General features: G+C 70.8%; 17 protein-coding genes. 8 read left to right on the top strand and 9 right to left on the bottom strand.

What is annotated here, in order from left to right; all coding sequences use genetic code 11:
* Positions 1-48: 48 nt before the first annotated feature.
* Complete coding sequence (locus KBY96_RS11820) at positions 49-2067, top strand: lytic transglycosylase domain-containing protein (RefSeq protein WP_254979608.1); 2019 nt, start codon at positions 49-51, stop codon at positions 2065-2067.
* Here KBY96_RS11820 and KBY96_RS11815 read toward each other — a convergent pair.
* A complete protein-coding gene (locus KBY96_RS11815) occupies positions 2054-2539 on the bottom strand; it encodes a hypothetical protein (RefSeq protein ID WP_254979607.1) in 486 nt (161 codons plus the stop codon). The genes KBY96_RS11820 and KBY96_RS11815 overlap by 14 nt on opposite strands.
* A gap of 3 nt (positions 2540-2542) precedes the next feature.
* The gene (locus tag KBY96_RS11810) at positions 2543-2956 is read right to left on the bottom strand and encodes an NIL domain-containing protein (protein ID WP_254979606.1); all 414 of its coding nucleotides are present in this window, start codon (positions 2954-2956) and stop codon (positions 2543-2545) included.
* Positions 2957-3084: 128 nt separating this feature from the next.
* Between KBY96_RS11810 and KBY96_RS11805 the strand changes: the two genes are divergently transcribed.
* Together KBY96_RS11805 and thyX are read left to right on the top strand one after the other, a co-directional pair.
* Positions 3085-3639, top strand: coding sequence for a thioredoxin domain-containing protein (locus tag KBY96_RS11805; RefSeq protein WP_254979605.1), 555 nt, complete (start codon positions 3085-3087; stop codon positions 3637-3639).
* Positions 3632-4372, top strand: a complete 741-nt coding sequence (thyX, locus tag KBY96_RS11800) for an FAD-dependent thymidylate synthase (protein WP_254979604.1) — start codon at positions 3632-3634, stop codon at positions 4370-4372. The genes KBY96_RS11805 and thyX overlap by 8 nt, the downstream gene beginning before the upstream one ends.
* Before the next feature lie 7 nt (positions 4373-4379).
* Here the strand turns inward: thyX and dcd are convergent, their stop codons facing one another.
* On the bottom strand, positions 4380-4973 hold the full coding sequence (gene dcd, locus KBY96_RS11795; protein WP_254979602.1) for a dCTP deaminase: 594 nt from the start codon (positions 4971-4973) through the stop codon (positions 4380-4382).
* A gap of 12 nt (positions 4974-4985) precedes the next feature.
* Positions 4986-5630 carry a cob(I)yrinic acid a,c-diamide adenosyltransferase gene (locus KBY96_RS11790; RefSeq protein ID WP_254979601.1) on the bottom strand — a complete coding sequence of 215 codons (645 nt, stop codon included), beginning with the start codon at positions 5628-5630 and terminating at the stop codon, positions 4986-4988.
* Between the two features lie 207 nt (positions 5631-5837).
* Between KBY96_RS11790 and ntcA the strand changes: the two genes are divergently transcribed.
* The 3 genes from ntcA to KBY96_RS11775 all read left to right on the top strand — a co-directional run bounded on the left by ntcA (position 5838) and on the right by KBY96_RS11775 (position 8408).
* Entirely contained in the window at positions 5838-6578 is a 741-nt protein-coding gene (gene ntcA / locus KBY96_RS11785) for a global nitrogen regulator NtcA (RefSeq protein ID WP_254979600.1), read from the top strand.
* A gap of 118 nt (positions 6579-6696) precedes the next feature.
* Complete coding sequence (locus tag KBY96_RS11780) at positions 6697-7947, top strand: DUF3084 domain-containing protein (protein WP_254979598.1); 1251 nt, start codon at positions 6697-6699, stop codon at positions 7945-7947.
* Positions 7944-8408: a resolvase gene (locus tag KBY96_RS11775; RefSeq protein WP_254979597.1), complete on the top strand. Its 465-nt coding sequence runs from the start codon at positions 7944-7946 to the stop codon at positions 8406-8408. Before KBY96_RS11780 ends, KBY96_RS11775 begins: the two co-directional genes overlap by 4 nt.
* Here the strand turns inward: KBY96_RS11775 and KBY96_RS11770 are convergent.
* From KBY96_RS11770 to psbH, 4 genes are read right to left on the bottom strand one after another with little or no spacing between them, the layout of a single operon-like run.
* Complete coding sequence (locus tag KBY96_RS11770; protein ID WP_254979596.1) at positions 8386-8643, bottom strand: DUF3146 family protein; 258 nt, start codon at positions 8641-8643, stop codon at positions 8386-8388. The genes KBY96_RS11775 and KBY96_RS11770 overlap by 23 nt on opposite strands.
* A 4-nt stretch (positions 8644-8647) precedes the next feature.
* Positions 8648-9250 carry an aminoacyl-tRNA hydrolase gene (gene pth / locus KBY96_RS11765; RefSeq protein WP_254979642.1) on the bottom strand — a complete coding sequence of 201 codons (603 nt, stop codon included), beginning with the start codon at positions 9248-9250 and terminating at the stop codon, positions 8648-8650.
* Positions 9251-9306: 56 nt separating this feature from the next.
* The gene (locus KBY96_RS11760; RefSeq protein WP_254979595.1) at positions 9307-9648 is read right to left on the bottom strand and encodes a TatA/E family twin arginine-targeting protein translocase; all 342 of its coding nucleotides are present in this window, start codon (positions 9646-9648) and stop codon (positions 9307-9309) included.
* 25 nt (positions 9649-9673) lie between these two features.
* Positions 9674-9874 (bottom strand): photosystem II reaction center phosphoprotein PsbH, encoded by a 201-nt coding sequence (gene psbH / locus KBY96_RS11755; protein ID WP_254979594.1) that lies wholly within the window; start codon positions 9872-9874, stop codon positions 9674-9676.
* 150 nt (positions 9875-10024) lie between these two features.
* Between psbH and psbN the strand changes: the two genes are divergently transcribed.
* On the top strand, positions 10025-10174 hold the full coding sequence (gene psbN / locus KBY96_RS11750) for a photosystem II reaction center protein PsbN (protein ID WP_254979593.1): 150 nt from the start codon (positions 10025-10027) through the stop codon (positions 10172-10174).
* Here the strand turns inward: psbN and KBY96_RS11745 are convergent.
* Entirely contained in the window at positions 10143-13187 is a 3045-nt protein-coding gene (locus KBY96_RS11745) for a glycoside hydrolase family 38 C-terminal domain-containing protein (RefSeq protein ID WP_254979592.1), read from the bottom strand. The two genes, psbN and KBY96_RS11745, sit on opposite strands and share 32 nt — an antisense overlap.
* 188 nt (positions 13188-13375) lie before the next feature.
* On the opposite strand from KBY96_RS11745, the gene KBY96_RS11740 reads away from it, so the two are divergent.
* Positions 13376-13495, top strand: coding sequence for a photosystem II reaction center protein I (locus KBY96_RS11740; RefSeq protein WP_006172424.1), 120 nt, complete (start codon positions 13376-13378; stop codon positions 13493-13495).
* The last annotated feature ends 79 nt before the right edge of the window (positions 13496-13574 follow it).

Below are 13574 nucleotides of genomic sequence, written 5' to 3'. Positions count from 1 at the left end.
GGCGAGGCAACGGACCACCAGAATGCCGCCCGACGACCCGGCCGGCCCGTGCAGCGCCTTCCCCTGTTTCTGGCGGTGAGCTGCCTGGGCAGCGCCGCTCTGCTGCTCGGCGGCCGTCTGCTGCTGCAACAGCGACCGGCACTCACGCCCCAGCTCTCAAACCGCAGCCTGGAGCGCAGCTGGCGGCTGGATCCCGATCCCCAGCGACGCCGCGAAGCCGCACTGCTGCTGGCGGGCCGCGGCGGCGCCAACAGCCAGGGGGATCACACGCTGCTGGACGCCGAGCGGCGCCTGCTGCGCGGCCAGGGCTGGGGACGGGATCCCCTGGCGGCGCTGGTGCTGAAACGCGAAGCCCAGGTGGCTGAACGGTTGGGGGACGACGGGGTGGCGGCCAGCCGCTGGCAGGCCTTGCTGCGGCGCTTTCCCGGTGATCCAGCCAGCGCCGATGCCCTCTACAGCCTCGGCCGCCAGCAGCCGGCCCTGCGTGAGCACCTGCTGGAGCGTTTTGCCGGCCATCCGGCGGCCCTGGCCGCCGCCCTGGAGCAGGGACCCGAGGGCGCCCTGCACCTGGCCCGCTGGGGGGTGCGCTGGCCAGGTGCCAGGGCCCAACTGCGGCGACGCTGCTCAGCCAGCCAGCCGGCCCTGAGCGCCGCAGAGCGCAACCAGCTCGCGGCCGGTCTGGCCCAGCTCGGAGATGCGGCGGCAGCCCAGAGCTGCCTGGGCGACACCACCGCGAGCCCCGCCACTGACCTGGCGCTGGCACGGGCCCTGCTGCTCGATCCCGAGCGGGAGGCAGCGGCGGAAGCTCGGCTGCTCGCCCTGGCCCGCAGCGCTCCCGAGAGCGACGAGGCCCTGGAGGCGGTGCGGCTGCTCGGCGAGGGGCGCAGCGCCGCCAGCCTGGAGGCGATCCAGCAGCTGCCGGCCGCCCTGCGCGGCAGCGCCCCCGCCCAGGCCCGGCTGGCCCGGGAGGGCGGCGATCCGCTGCGCGTCCTGGCGGTGCTGCGCCAGTGGCCCGACGATCCCGCCAGCTGGGAACTGCAGTGGCATCGGGCCCGGCAGCGGGCCCTGGAGGGGGACTGGGGCCAGGCCGCCCTGGTGCTCGATGAACCCAGCCTGAATGGCCGGCTGCCGGTGGCCCTGGACGGCCGACGGCGCTTCTGGCAAGGGCTGGCCCGCTGGCAGCTCGGCCAGCGGCAGCAGGCCCGGGAGATCTGGAGCGACCTGCTGGAGCAGCAGCCCGGTGGCTACTACGGCTGGCGCGCCGCCGTGCGCCTCGGCCAGGGGGATGTGGAACTCGATCCCCTGCTGGCACCGCCCCTGGCTCCAGCCCACTGGCACCCCCTCGGCAGTGACGACCCCAACCAGGAGCGCCTCTGGCGTCTGAGCCAGCCCCTGGAAGCCTGGGAGCACTGGTTGCTGGGGCAGCACCAGCGTGCCAACGGCGATCCGGTGGCGCAGATCCACGAGGGTCGCCTGCGCCGGGCGGTGGGCGACCACTGGCTGGGGCTGGGCCGGCTCGAGCAGGCCAGCCTGCGGCTACCGGCCCAGGACTGCGCCTGGGCGCGGGTTCTGGAGCGGGAGCTGCACACTCCGGCCTTCGGCGAGCAGCTCAACGCCGCCGGCGCCGAGGCCGCCGTGCCCGCCACCCTGCTGGCGGCGGTGGCCAAGCAGGAGTCGCGTTTCTCGCCCACGGTGCGCTCACCGGTGGGCGCGGTGGGGCTGCTTCAGCTGATGCCCGCCACGGCGGAGGAGCTGCTGGGCCGCCCGCTGCAGGTCGATGAACTCGAACAACCGGCGCTCAATGCCAGCCTGGGCGCCCGCTATCTGCGCCAGCTGCTGCAGCGCTGGCAGGGGAATCCACTGCTGGCGGTGGCCAGCTACAACGCCGGCCCCAACGCGGTGGCCGGCTGGATCGATCCCCGCCTGAGCAGCGAACCCGAGCTCTGGGTGGAGGCCATCCCCTTTCCCGAGACCCGCCTGTACGTGAAGAAAGTGATGGGCAACCTCTGGAGCCTGCAGGAACCCCGACCACCGGCCTGCCTGTCAGCACCCGTCAGCCCCGGCTGATCAGCCAGCGGCCGAGGGCACAGCTCGCCAGCACCAGCCCACTGAGGCCGAGGGAGAGCTGCAGCGGCGGCGGCACCACCCGGATACGAGCCAGATCCACCCTTGCCAGCAACACCGCCGAGCCCAGGATCAGCACCCGCGAGAGCACCTCCAGCCGCAGCAGATAGATGGCGGCCACGGTGACGATCAGCAGGGTGAGCACCAGGGTCATCACCTGGCTGGCCGCCATCAGTCCGGTGACGCCGCGCAACAGCCGCAGCGGCATGCTGCACACCACCACCACCAGCAGGGTCTGCAGGGCGTCAAACGAGCCGAACCAGCCCAGCACCGCCAGCAGGCCAGCGCCCGGCAGCACCCGCCAGGATGTGCCGATGTAGGCCGCCACCGCCACCAGCAGCAGCACCAGTGGCGCGCGCAGCGGCAGCACCAGCAGGCGCAGCAGGGGCACAACGGCAGCGGCCAGTGCAGCCATGGCTCAGGAGGGGTCCAGCACCAGGGCGATGGCCTCCACCGGGCAGCTGGGAATGCACTGTTCGCACACCAGGCAGCGGCTGGATTCGAACTGCAGCCGCCAATCCGGAGCCTTAAAGCTGAGGGCACCGCTGGGGCAGACACTCGAGCAGATGCCGCAGTCGATGCAGCGCTGACGGTCGATGGCGATCTCCCCGGGAGCGCGGTTGAGACCCAGGCCCTGGCTTTCCAGCCAGGCCTCGGCGGCCGCGAGCTCGTCGATGTCGCCCGAGAGCTCCACCACCATGGTGCCGCTCTGGTTGGGGGCGATCTGGGCCCGCAGGATCTTGGCGGCGATGTCGAAATCCACCGCCAGCCGGTAGGTGATCGGCTGGTGCACCACCTCCCGGGGGAAATGCAGGGTGAGACGGCGCTTCATGGTTCAGCGGCGACGGTGCACGCGGTCACGGCTCGGCAGCGGCGCCGACCCTGGCAGAGTGCACCCAGACTCAAGCACCCCTGCCTGTTCGCGTCGACGCCGTTGCCGGACCTCGCCTCACCTCAGCCATGAGCAACTCTGAACGCGCGGTCGGTCCTGGCCGTCGGGAACGGCTTGCACTGCTGGCGATCGCCGGCCTGCTCGCCCTGCTGGTGCTGTGGCTGCGGGGCGGGCTGCCGTCGCAGACACCGCTGGAGGCCCTGGCCCGGCGATCCCCGGCCCTTGGCGAAGCCCTGGCCGATGGCACACCCACCGTGGTGGAGTTCTACGCCGACTGGTGCGAATCCTGCCGGGCCATGGCCCCGGCGGTGGAGGCCATCGAACGGCAGCAGCGCGGCAGCCTTGACGTGGTGCTTCTCAATGTCGACAACCCCCGCTGGCAGCCTGAGCTGGAGCGCTACGCGGTGAACGGCATCCCCCATCTGGAGCTGTTCGATGCCGCCGGCACCAACCTGGGCCACTCCATCGGCGCCCGTTCAGCGTCTGAACTGGAGGCCCTCACGGCCGCTCTGCTCGGGGGCGAGCCCCTGCCCGAGCTGGCAGGGGTGGGGGCGGTGAGCCGCCTCGATGCCGGCGGCAGTCCGGCCGCGCCGGCCAGCACGGACCCCCGCAGCCATGGCTGAACCCAGTTTCGATTCCCGCTTCCGGGTGGAGCCCATCGCCGCCACCCCAAACCCGCAGCAGTGCGTGTGGGCGGCCATGCACCAGGACTACAGCGAGAACTTCGTGGCCAGCGATCCGGCGGGCTGGCCGGATGAACGGCGTGCCGGAGAGATCTGCGTGAAGCGGCTGCTGGCGGGCGAACGGGGCCACTACGGCCCTCTGGAGCATGCCCAGATCGTGCTGAATGTGGGCTGGTTTCCGCACTCGGTGATGCAACAGGCCCGCACCCATCGGGTGGGCGTGAGTTTCGATGTGCAGTCGATGCGCTACACCGGCGACCGCATCCGCAGGGCCGCCAACGGCGAACTGGAGCTGGAGGAGGTGTTCTACCTCCGGCCGGTGGGTGACTACGCCGATCGCCAGGGCAAGAAATACGCCTACTCCCTGGACCAGCGCGGGATCGATCTCCACCTCTGCCGCCAGGCCGCCGAGCGCTACCGCGACCTGCTCGATGCCGGCTATGCCGAGGAGCACGCCCGCGGCATCCTGCCGTTCGACTACCGCCAGCACTTCGTAGTGAGCTTCAGCCTGCGGGCTTTTCTGCACTTTCTCGACCTGCGGGCCAAGCTCGATGCCCAGCTGGAGATCCGAGCCCTCTGCGATCTGCTCTGGCCCCATCTGCAGAGCTGGGCTCCAGAGATCGCCGGCTGGTATGAAAAGAGCCGGCTGCATAGAGCCAGGCTCGCGCCTTAGCGCGAGCTCAGATCCGGGCCAGGGTCACGCGCTCGGGCTGGTGCTGATATTTGCCGGCACGGTCCTTGTAGGTGGTGTCGCAGGGGTCACCCTCGAAGAACAACAGCTGGCAGATCCCTTCACCGGCGTAGATGCGGCAGTCGGCCCCGGAGGAATTGCTGAATTCCAGGGTGAGATGGCCCTCCCAGCCTGCCTCGGCCGGGGTGGTGTTGACGATGATGCCCAGCCGGGCGTAGGTGCTCTTTCCGAGGCAGATCACGGTGATGTTGGCTGGCACCCTCATCTTCTCCAGGGCCACACCCAACCCGTAGGAATGGGCGGGCAGGATGAAGTAGCTGCCGTCTTGATCATCGTGCAGAGGTGCGGGCTCCAGGTTGGCCGGATTGAAGCGCTTGGGATTCATCACCGTGCCGGGCACATGGCGGAAGATCAGGAATTCCCGCGGTGACAGACGCAGGTCGTAGCCGTAGGAGGAGCAGCCGAAGCTCAGCACCGGCCGGGCCGTGGTGTCGGGGTCGAGATGGCGCACCAGGTTGGCCTGGAACGGCTCGAGCAGGCCCGCTGCGGCCTGGTCCTTGATCCAGCGGTCGTTCTTGAGCATCGAGGGGCGGTCTCAGAAGCCGCGGCGCAGTTGGGTGACCTGATCGGCTAGGGCCATCAGCTCCGGCGCCATGGGCGGCCCGGTGAGGATGACATCCATCGGCGCCGGCCGCTGCTCGAGCACGGCCAGCACCTCCTCTGCCGCCAGGAACCCCAGCTCGATCGCCAGCCCCAGCTCATCGAGCACCATCAGATCGACAGCCGCTGCGAGCAGCTGATCGCGGCTGAACTCCCACACCTCCTGCACCGCCTGGCGCACGAGCGGATCGTGCTCGCTGGCCGGTTCGGCAAGGCAGGCTTCAACGGCTGGCCGCAGCCAGCGCAGGCGGCCACAAAGGCTGGGGCTGGCCGCGGTGCCCTGATTCACCCCGCCCTTGAGGAACTGGCACACCAGCACCTGACTGCCGAGGCCGGCCGAGCGGATGGCCTGGCTGAGCACGGCCGAGAAACTGCCGCGATAGGGGGCGGTGTGGACCTGCAACAGGCCTTCAGGCTGGGCCAGCAGGCGCAGCGGAGTTGGGGGGGGCGGCGCCGGCGCGTCCGGCTGCCGCGGCCGACTGGCACTGGTTGCAGCCACAGCTCTCAGGCCCAGCGGTGGCGCACCGCAGGCCGGGCCAGCGGATCGGGCGCCGAGGCCGGCGGGAAGGCTGGCGGTCATGGAGCAGGCGGGCGCGGAGCTGAATGTAGCGGCTTCGGAGCCGATCACAACGGCCGCACACCACCTGTGGTGGAGAACAGACGTATCACCGCTCGGCCACCTCGCCCCGGGGGGCGGCTCACCAGGGCGGGAGCTGCGTTTGGTGCGCGTTGTTACAAGTGACCTCCGGTCCGATCTTTAGGGTTCCGACTCACCCATGCCTGGTCCATGGTCGGCGCCACCCGCGGCTTCAGCCGAACCGCCAGCACCCCCACCACCGGGACCCCGGGCGCCGTGACCACGATCGGTAGCGGAGTTCAGGACAGCACCACCCTGCTCGAGGTGATGCGGGGTCTGAGCGGCAGCAGCAGCGAAACCGTTGAGCGCGGCAAGACGATCTTTTTCCCCGGCGATCCCGCCGAGCGCGTCTACCTGTTGCGACGGGGTGCCGTCAGGCTCTCCCGCGTCTACGAGAGCGGCGAAGAGATCACCGTGGCCCTGCTGCGCGAGAACAGCCTGTTCGGGGTGCTGTCGCTGCTCACCGGTCAGCGTTCCGACCGCTTTTATCACGCCATCGCCTTCACGCGGGTGGAGCTGATCACGGCCCCGGCCACCTCCCTGCGCAAGGCGATCGAGCTCGATGCCAGCGTGGGCCTTCTGCTGCTGCAGGGCCTCTCCTCGCGGATCCTGCAGACGGAAACCATGATCGAAACCCTCACCCACCGCGACATGAGCTCGCGGCTGGTGAGTTTTCTGCTGGTGCTCTGTCGCGACTTCGGTCTGCCTGGCAGCGAGGGGATCACGATCGATCTGCGGCTCTCCCACCAGGCCATTGCCGAGGCGATCGGCTCCACCCGCGTCACCATCACCCGGCTGCTGGGCGATCTGCGCCAGGAGGGTCTGCTGCAGATCGACCGCAAGAAGATCACCGTGTTCGACCCGATCGCCCTGGCCAAACGTTTCAGCTGAGCGGCCGCCACTCGCCGCTGCAGACCGGTATGGCCCAGCGGCGCAGGATCGAATCGCGCGGACGGGGCCTGGAGCGGGAGATCGGGCCGGGAGATACTGAAGAGATTCGAGCGTCGCTGTGTCGGGCTGGCTGCTGATCCTGGCGCTGCTGGTGCTCGGGGGTGTGCTGGCCACCCTCGGCGACCGCCTCGGCAGCCGTGTGGGCAAGGCACGGCTGAGCCTCTTCGGGCTGCGACCGCGCAACACCGCCGTGGTGATCACGGTGCTCACCGGCAGCCTGATCAGCGCCGTGTCCCTGGGGCTGATGCTGCTGGTGAGTGAGCGGCTGCGGCGCGGGCTGTTCGAACTGGATCGCATCGAGGAGCGGCTGCGCACCAGCCGCGAGCAGCTGGAGGAGAGCCGCGGCGAACTGCAGGCCAGTCAGGCGGAGGTGGCCCGCGCCCAGCTGGGCCAGCAACGGGTGGAGCGCGAGCTCACCCAGGCCGAGGAGCGGGCCGCGACCCTGCGCAATGAACTGGCCCCGTTGCGCGCGGAGCAGGCGCGGCTGGAGGGGGAGCGCGACCGACTGCAGGCCGAACGCGGCCGGCTGCTGGGGGAACGGGAGCGACTCAGCCGCGACGTGGCCGGACGGGATGCCGAGCTCAGTCGACGGGAGAGCGAGCTGGCCGAACTGCGCCAGCGCATCGACGCCGGCAGCAGCGAGCTGGAGGAACTGGAGGACAAGCTCATCGCCCTGCGCCGGGGTGACGTGGTGCTCACCAGCGGCGAACTGCTGTCCAGCGCCAAGGTGAAGCTGGAGCGTCCGCAGCAGGCACGGGAGGTGATCGACGCCCTGCTGCAGCAGGCCAACCTGATCGCCTTTCGCCGCGTACGCCCCGGCGAGCCACCGGAACGCCAGATCCTGCTGGTGCCCACCGCCGACATCAACCGTCTTGAGGAGATGCTGCAGCGGCCGGGCAGCTGGGTGGTGAGCATCCGCTCGGCGGCCAACGTGCTGCGTGGCGAGCAGCAGGTGCTGGTCGTCCCCGACCTGCGCCCCAATCGCCGTGTGGTCAGCGCCGGCGAGGTCCTGGCCCGCACCACGATCGAAGGTGATCTGCGCAATCCCGAGCTGCTGGCCCGGCGACTCAATCTGCTGCTGGCGGAGTCCTATGCCCGGGCGCAGCGCCAGGGCACGATGGTCGATGGGCTGCAGGTCGACCCCACCGCCTTCAGCACCCTGATCCGCACGATCAGCGAACAGCCTGCCGGCCAGGTGCTGCCGGTGCAGTCCGTGGCCCTGAGCGATGCGGACACGCCGGATCCGATCAGCGTGGAGCTGCGCCTGGGGCGGCAGCAGGTGCGATCTCCCCGGCGAACACGCCCGTGACAGCCAACGCCTGGCTGGCGGCGGTGGATCCCGGCCGCAGCAAATGCGGCCTGGTGCTGGCGGATGGCGGCAGTCTCACCCTGTTGGAGGCGGCGATCCTGGTTCCAGAGGAGGCCCAGGCACTGATCGCCCACTGGCGGCGGCAGGGCCTGGCCAGTGTGGTGCTCGGCAACGGCACCGGCAGCGGCGACTGGCAGCGGCGGCTGGGGGCACTCGGGCTGCAGGTTGAGCTGGTGGACGAACGCGGCACCACCCTGCGGGCGCGACAGCGCTACTGGGATCTCAATGGACGCTGGCACTGGCGCCGCTGGCTGCCGGCAGGCCTGCGGCTGCCACCGCGCGACATCGATGACGTGGTGGCCCAGCTGCTGCTGGAGCGCCATCTGGGGGAGCGGCTGGAGCGGCAGGAGCTGACGGTGTGGCGACGGTTGCCGGCGCTCAGAACCGGGCCCTCACCGTGAAGGCGTAATCGCCGCCGGGCTCAAGCTGGTAATCGGCCCGCAGCAGGAAGCGCAGCAGGGCGTCCTGGATCAGGGCACGGCCCAGGGATGGCTCCACACTCAGCTCGCCGCGATCGAAGGCCCAGCAGAAGGTCCAGCGAAAGCCTCCGGCGCTCACCTCTCCCTCCAGCACCCGGTTGCTGAAGCTCTGATGCAGCACCCGCAGCTGGGCGGTGGTGGCGGGGAGGCGAGCCATGGATTCAGGCTGACGCAGCCTGGGCCCGGAAACCGTTCAAACGGTTACCGGCCCGCTCCAGTCCCAGGCGCTGGATCAGGCTGATGCCGGCTGTCACCTCAGTGAGCACATCCTCCAGCAGCGGTTGCTCCTGGGGGGCAAAGCGGCCGAGCACGTGGCCCACGGTGCGCGCCCGCCGTTCGGCGGGCGTGTCGGCCGGGGCGCCGATGCCGATGCGCAAGCGCGGAAAGGCCTCGGTGCCGAGGTGAGCGATGGCACTGCGCAGACCATTGTGGCCGCCGGCACTGCCACGGGCCCGCAGGCGCAGCCGCCCCAGCGGCAGGTCCATATCGTCCACCACCACCAGCAGCTGGGCCGGCTGCAGGGAAAACCAGTCGAGAGCGGCGCGGATCGAGCGACCGCTGTCATTCATGTAGGTGTGGGGCATCAGCAGCCGCAGACGCTGCGATCCCAGGCCCACCTCCGCCAGCAGACCCTGAAACTTCGCCTGCTGGCGGAAGGAAACAGCCGCTTCGCAGGCCAGCCTCTCCAGCACCATGAAGCCCACGTTGTGGCGGGTGTCGCGGTAGCGCGACCCCGGATTGCCGAGACCCACAACCAGTCGCAGCTCAGCTGCGGCGGTGTCGTCCGCTGCGCAGGAGGCTTGCAGACCGTGCACAGCAATCAGGCGGGCGGTGGGACGCCGTCAGCAGTGGCGGGGTCGGCGGTGGGCGCTTCGGAGCCCTCCGACAGGGCAGGGGTAAGAGGTACAGCAGCCGGCGGCATAGGGGCCGGCTGCACAGCGGTGGCAGGTGGCACCGCGGCAGGCTGCGACGCTGCGCTGGCCTCAGGGGTGGAGAGGGCGGAGCGGAATTCCTGCTCAAATTCCGTGGACGCAGTCTGAAAACCCTTGAGGGTGCGGCCGAGGCTGCGGCCCATCTCGGGCAGGCGCTTGGGGCCGAACACCAGCAGGGCAATGCCGGCAATCACCGCCATCTCGGGAAGGCCGATACCGAAAATGTTCATGGCGGCAGAGGAGTTGGGGCGAGCCTCAGCTGGCGCCGTCCCAGTTGACGTTGATCCCCTCGAGCAGCAGGGACTGGTTGTAGAGCTGCAGGATCACCAACAGGAACACCAGGAAGAGCAGCATGGCCACTCCCATCACGGGGGTGGTGCCCCAGCCGGGAACGACCTTGCCGTACTCGGAATTGAGGGGGCGGAGGATATCACCGAGACGGGTGCGTTGCGCCATGGAATGGATCGGCCTCTCACGCTGTAAATGGCTGTGCCTACTGTACGGGTCATCAGCGCCCATGGGCGTGGAGGTTGGCTGCACCGTGCCCGCAGCCCCGTCCCCGCAGCCCCGACCCGCCCGACCCCGCCCACAACCAACCAGCCAGCCATGGACCCCACCAGCACCAGTTCACCGGCCCTCTCCGTTGCCCTCGCCGTGCTGGCCGTGCTGCTGAGCCTCACGGGCTTTGGCGTGTATCAGGCCTTCGGACCGCCCTCCAAGGCCCTCAGCGACCCCTTCGACGACCACGACGACTGATCAGCAGCAGCTCATCAGCCGGGGCAATCCGCCAGAAACCCAGTTCCCAGGGTTTCAGCAGCAGGGTTGACGGCCGCTGATCCGCCCACGCTCGCTGCTCCTCCTTCGCCGCCAGCGGCCCACCCTTCGCCGCCAGCGACTCGTCCATACCGTCGAGACGCGCCTCGATCCGCCAGCCGCAGCCCAGGTTCACCGCCAGACGGCAGGGCGAGGTGTTGAGCAGGCTGATGACCGCCCCTTCTGGCTCCAGGGTTCTGAGGCCCATCAGCTGCACCCCGGGCGGCAGCGCCGGCAGGGCCACCCGGGCAGCGACGGCGCCCGCTTCGGGAGTGGCCTGGCCGCCGCGGTACAGCAGCGGGGGTTCGCGGAAGGCCAGGGCCTGCTCCGGCACTGCCGCGGCGCGCCAGCCGGGGGCGCAGGGCAGCAGGGCCAGGCGCAGGCGTTGCCAGCCATTGTCGGCGCCGGGATCCGGCCAGGTGGGGGCGCGCAGCAGCGACACCCCCAGCCGATCGCCCCGGGCCGACACCCCCTGCGGTCCATCCAGCAGCACGGCCAGGTCTCCGCCGGCCCCGCAGGAGGCCATCCAGCTGATCGCCGCCACTTCCCAGCGCGCCCGCTCCCGCGCCGTGAGCGGTTCGGCGGGACGCTCCAGCACCCCTCCGGAGGTGTCGGACGCCCAGCGATCGGCCCGCTCCGCCAGGGGCACCTCGAGGCGCAGCAACTCGTGGCGCTGGCGCCAGTCGATGCTCAGCACCAGCTCCAGCCAGGGGCTGTCGGCCAGCAGCCGCCCATCCAGGCGCACCCGGCTGGCACCGCAGCTGCCCCGCCACACAAAGCTGGCGCAGAGCGGGCCCCGCTCGCGCCACTGGGGCTCGCCCTGCCAGCGCCAGGGCAGCGGGCGACTGCGGTAGTTCGCGGCGATATCCCAGGCATCCCAGAACTCACCCCGATCGACGTAGCGGCACCAGGCCAGCGCTGCCGCCAGCAGGGGTCGGCCCTGGCCATCGCGGAGCTGCTCGATGCCAGAGGCCCCCAGCTCCACGCTGATCGCGCCGTTGCCAGCGCGGCGGCCGTCCACCCACACCGCACCCCGGGGCAACGCCTGCGCGCGCTCAACCGCCGGCATGGCGCCGTGGGCACTGGAACCGGGCTGTCGCCAGACGGGCTCGGCCGAGACTCCGCCCAGCGCCGGCAGCTGCACCCAGGCCCCCCCCTCCGGCGCGGGCTGGCTGGGCAGGGGCGTCTGGCCGGACAGCCAGCGGCCGGGGGGCAGGCGAAGGATCGGACGGGGGCCGGCGAGGGGCTGCAGTTGCACCGCCCACCAGAGCTGACCCGCAGCGGCGGCGGGGCCAGGGTCAGCGAGACCGGGGTCAGCCCGCTCGTCCAACCCGGCAAGCCAGGTAGCGAGGGCCTGATCCCGCAGCCTCCGGGCGCTGCGGCGGGCGGCCCGCCACTGGGGCTCGGCCTGCTCGAACACCTCCGGAATGGCCGTGCCGGGAAGGATGTCGTGGAACTGCTGGAACAGCAGGGGCCGCCAGTCGGGCTTCGACCGCAGCCCCACGGGCGCCCCGGGGGGCATCCCCGCCAGCACCCCCGCCAGCTCTGCCTGCCGCAGCAGCCGCTCAAGGCTGCGGTTGTGGCGTTTCTGATCAGGCCGGGTGGTGGCGCAGCCGCGGTGCAGCTCCAGGTAGAGCTCATCGCGCCACACGGGCAAGCGGGGGGCGTGGGGCTCGAGGCCGGCCAGATAGGCCCGCAGGCTGCCGTGACGCTGGGGTGCCGCCTCGGGCTGCTGGTTCCAGAGCTCCAGCTGCTCGAGCATCTCGGCCGTGGGGCCACCGCCGTGGTCGCCCACCCCCGGCAGCCAGAGCAGCTCCCCGAGCCCCGTGGCCTGCTGCCACTCCAGCCGCTGGCGCTCCATCGTCAGCGGGTCGCCATCCGTGCCGATCGGTGCCGTCATCAGCGCCAGCTGCTCGGCGCCGCAGCGGGCGCGCCAGCGAAACAGGCGATGGGGGAAGGGATTGCTGGCGTTCCAGAACAGCTTGTGGGTGCAGAACCAGCGCACACCGGTGGCCGCAGCCACCGCCGGCAGTCCGGCAGCGAAGCCGAAGCTGTCGGGCAGCCAGGCCAGCCGATGCTCAAGACCGGGAAAGCGCTCCCGACTGTCGCGCTGGCCCAGCTGGAACTGGCGCAGCAGCGAGGCGGTGCTGATCAGCACGCAGTCGCTCTCCACCCAGGGGCCATTGATGGGCTCGAAGCGACCGGCAACCACGGCCCGCCGCAGCCGGCTCCAGAGCGCTGGGCGGTGCTGCTCCAGCCAGGCGTAGAGGGCGGGGGTGGAGTGGGCGAAGTGCAGCGTCTCGAAGCGCTCCATCAGGTCGAGGGCCGAGGCGAAGGTGCGCTCCGCCGCCTGCCAGGTGTCGGCCACCGGCCACAGCCAGGCGAGATCGAGATGGGCGTGGCCAAGCACGTGGAAGCCGGCACCGGCCTGGGGCTGCTCGGCCAGCCCGGCCCGGCGGCGCAGGTCGCGCAGATGCTGACGCTGGGGGTCCAGCACCCCCAGGGGATCGGCGGCCTGGAGGGGTTCGAGCTCCAACCGGCTGTGGATCAGGGCGCCGTCGTCGTGCCGGGGACTGCGCAGGCGCAGCTCCAGCTGCAGCGGCCGGCCCTGCCACCAGTCCTCGGGCAGCCGCCAGCGACAGCTGGTGTCGAAGAGATCGCCGCTGTGCACCGGCGCCCCATCCACGTACAACTCCATGCACTCGGCCCACCAGCGCAGCGCCAGCCGGGCCTGCAGCTGCGGGCGCGGCTGGCGCTGCAGCGCCAGCCAGGCCGGCGGGCAGGCAAGGCGGAGCCGCAGGCGGCACCACTGGCCGCCGCGGGGCCAGATCACCAGGCCGCGAGCCCGCCAGTCGGGACGGTGGCGAGCCCCCCAGGGATGCTCCAGGGCCACGACAGCATGGCCATCGGGATCGGCACGGCGCCACAGGGGCTGCAGCTCGAGCCGGCCGCCCACGGGCGGCGGCGCAGCACCAGGAGCCACGGCAAACGTTTCAAATTGGTGAGACTGCCCGTCTGCTGGGGCCGCAGGCATCGTTGGATGGCCGGATACGTCCCATAGGATGATGCCGCCGTGGCAGGGCCAACTCAGCCCGTCGTGCGGCTGATCACTCCCTGACACCCACCCGCGCGCAAGGGCGAACCATGCTGGCTCTCAAGATCTCGGTTTACTCGGTTGTTTTCTTCTTCATCGGGATCTTCGTGTTCGGCTTTCTGGCGAGCGACCCCAGCCGTACCCCCAGCCGCAAGGATCTCGAGGACTGAGATCTCGAGCACTGCGACGTCAGGGTCCCCGAAGCTCCCTGAACCTCTGGTCCGCCGCCGTCCTGAGTCGCACCGCCGT

Source organism: Cyanobium sp. ATX 6A2, from assembly GCF_024346355.1.
In the GTDB taxonomy this organism is placed as follows: Bacteria; Cyanobacteriota; Cyanobacteriia; order PCC-6307; family Cyanobiaceae; genus NIES-981.
The sequence above is the reverse complement of the archived record's forward strand: the minus strand, read 5'-3'. Positions and strand labels throughout refer to the sequence as shown.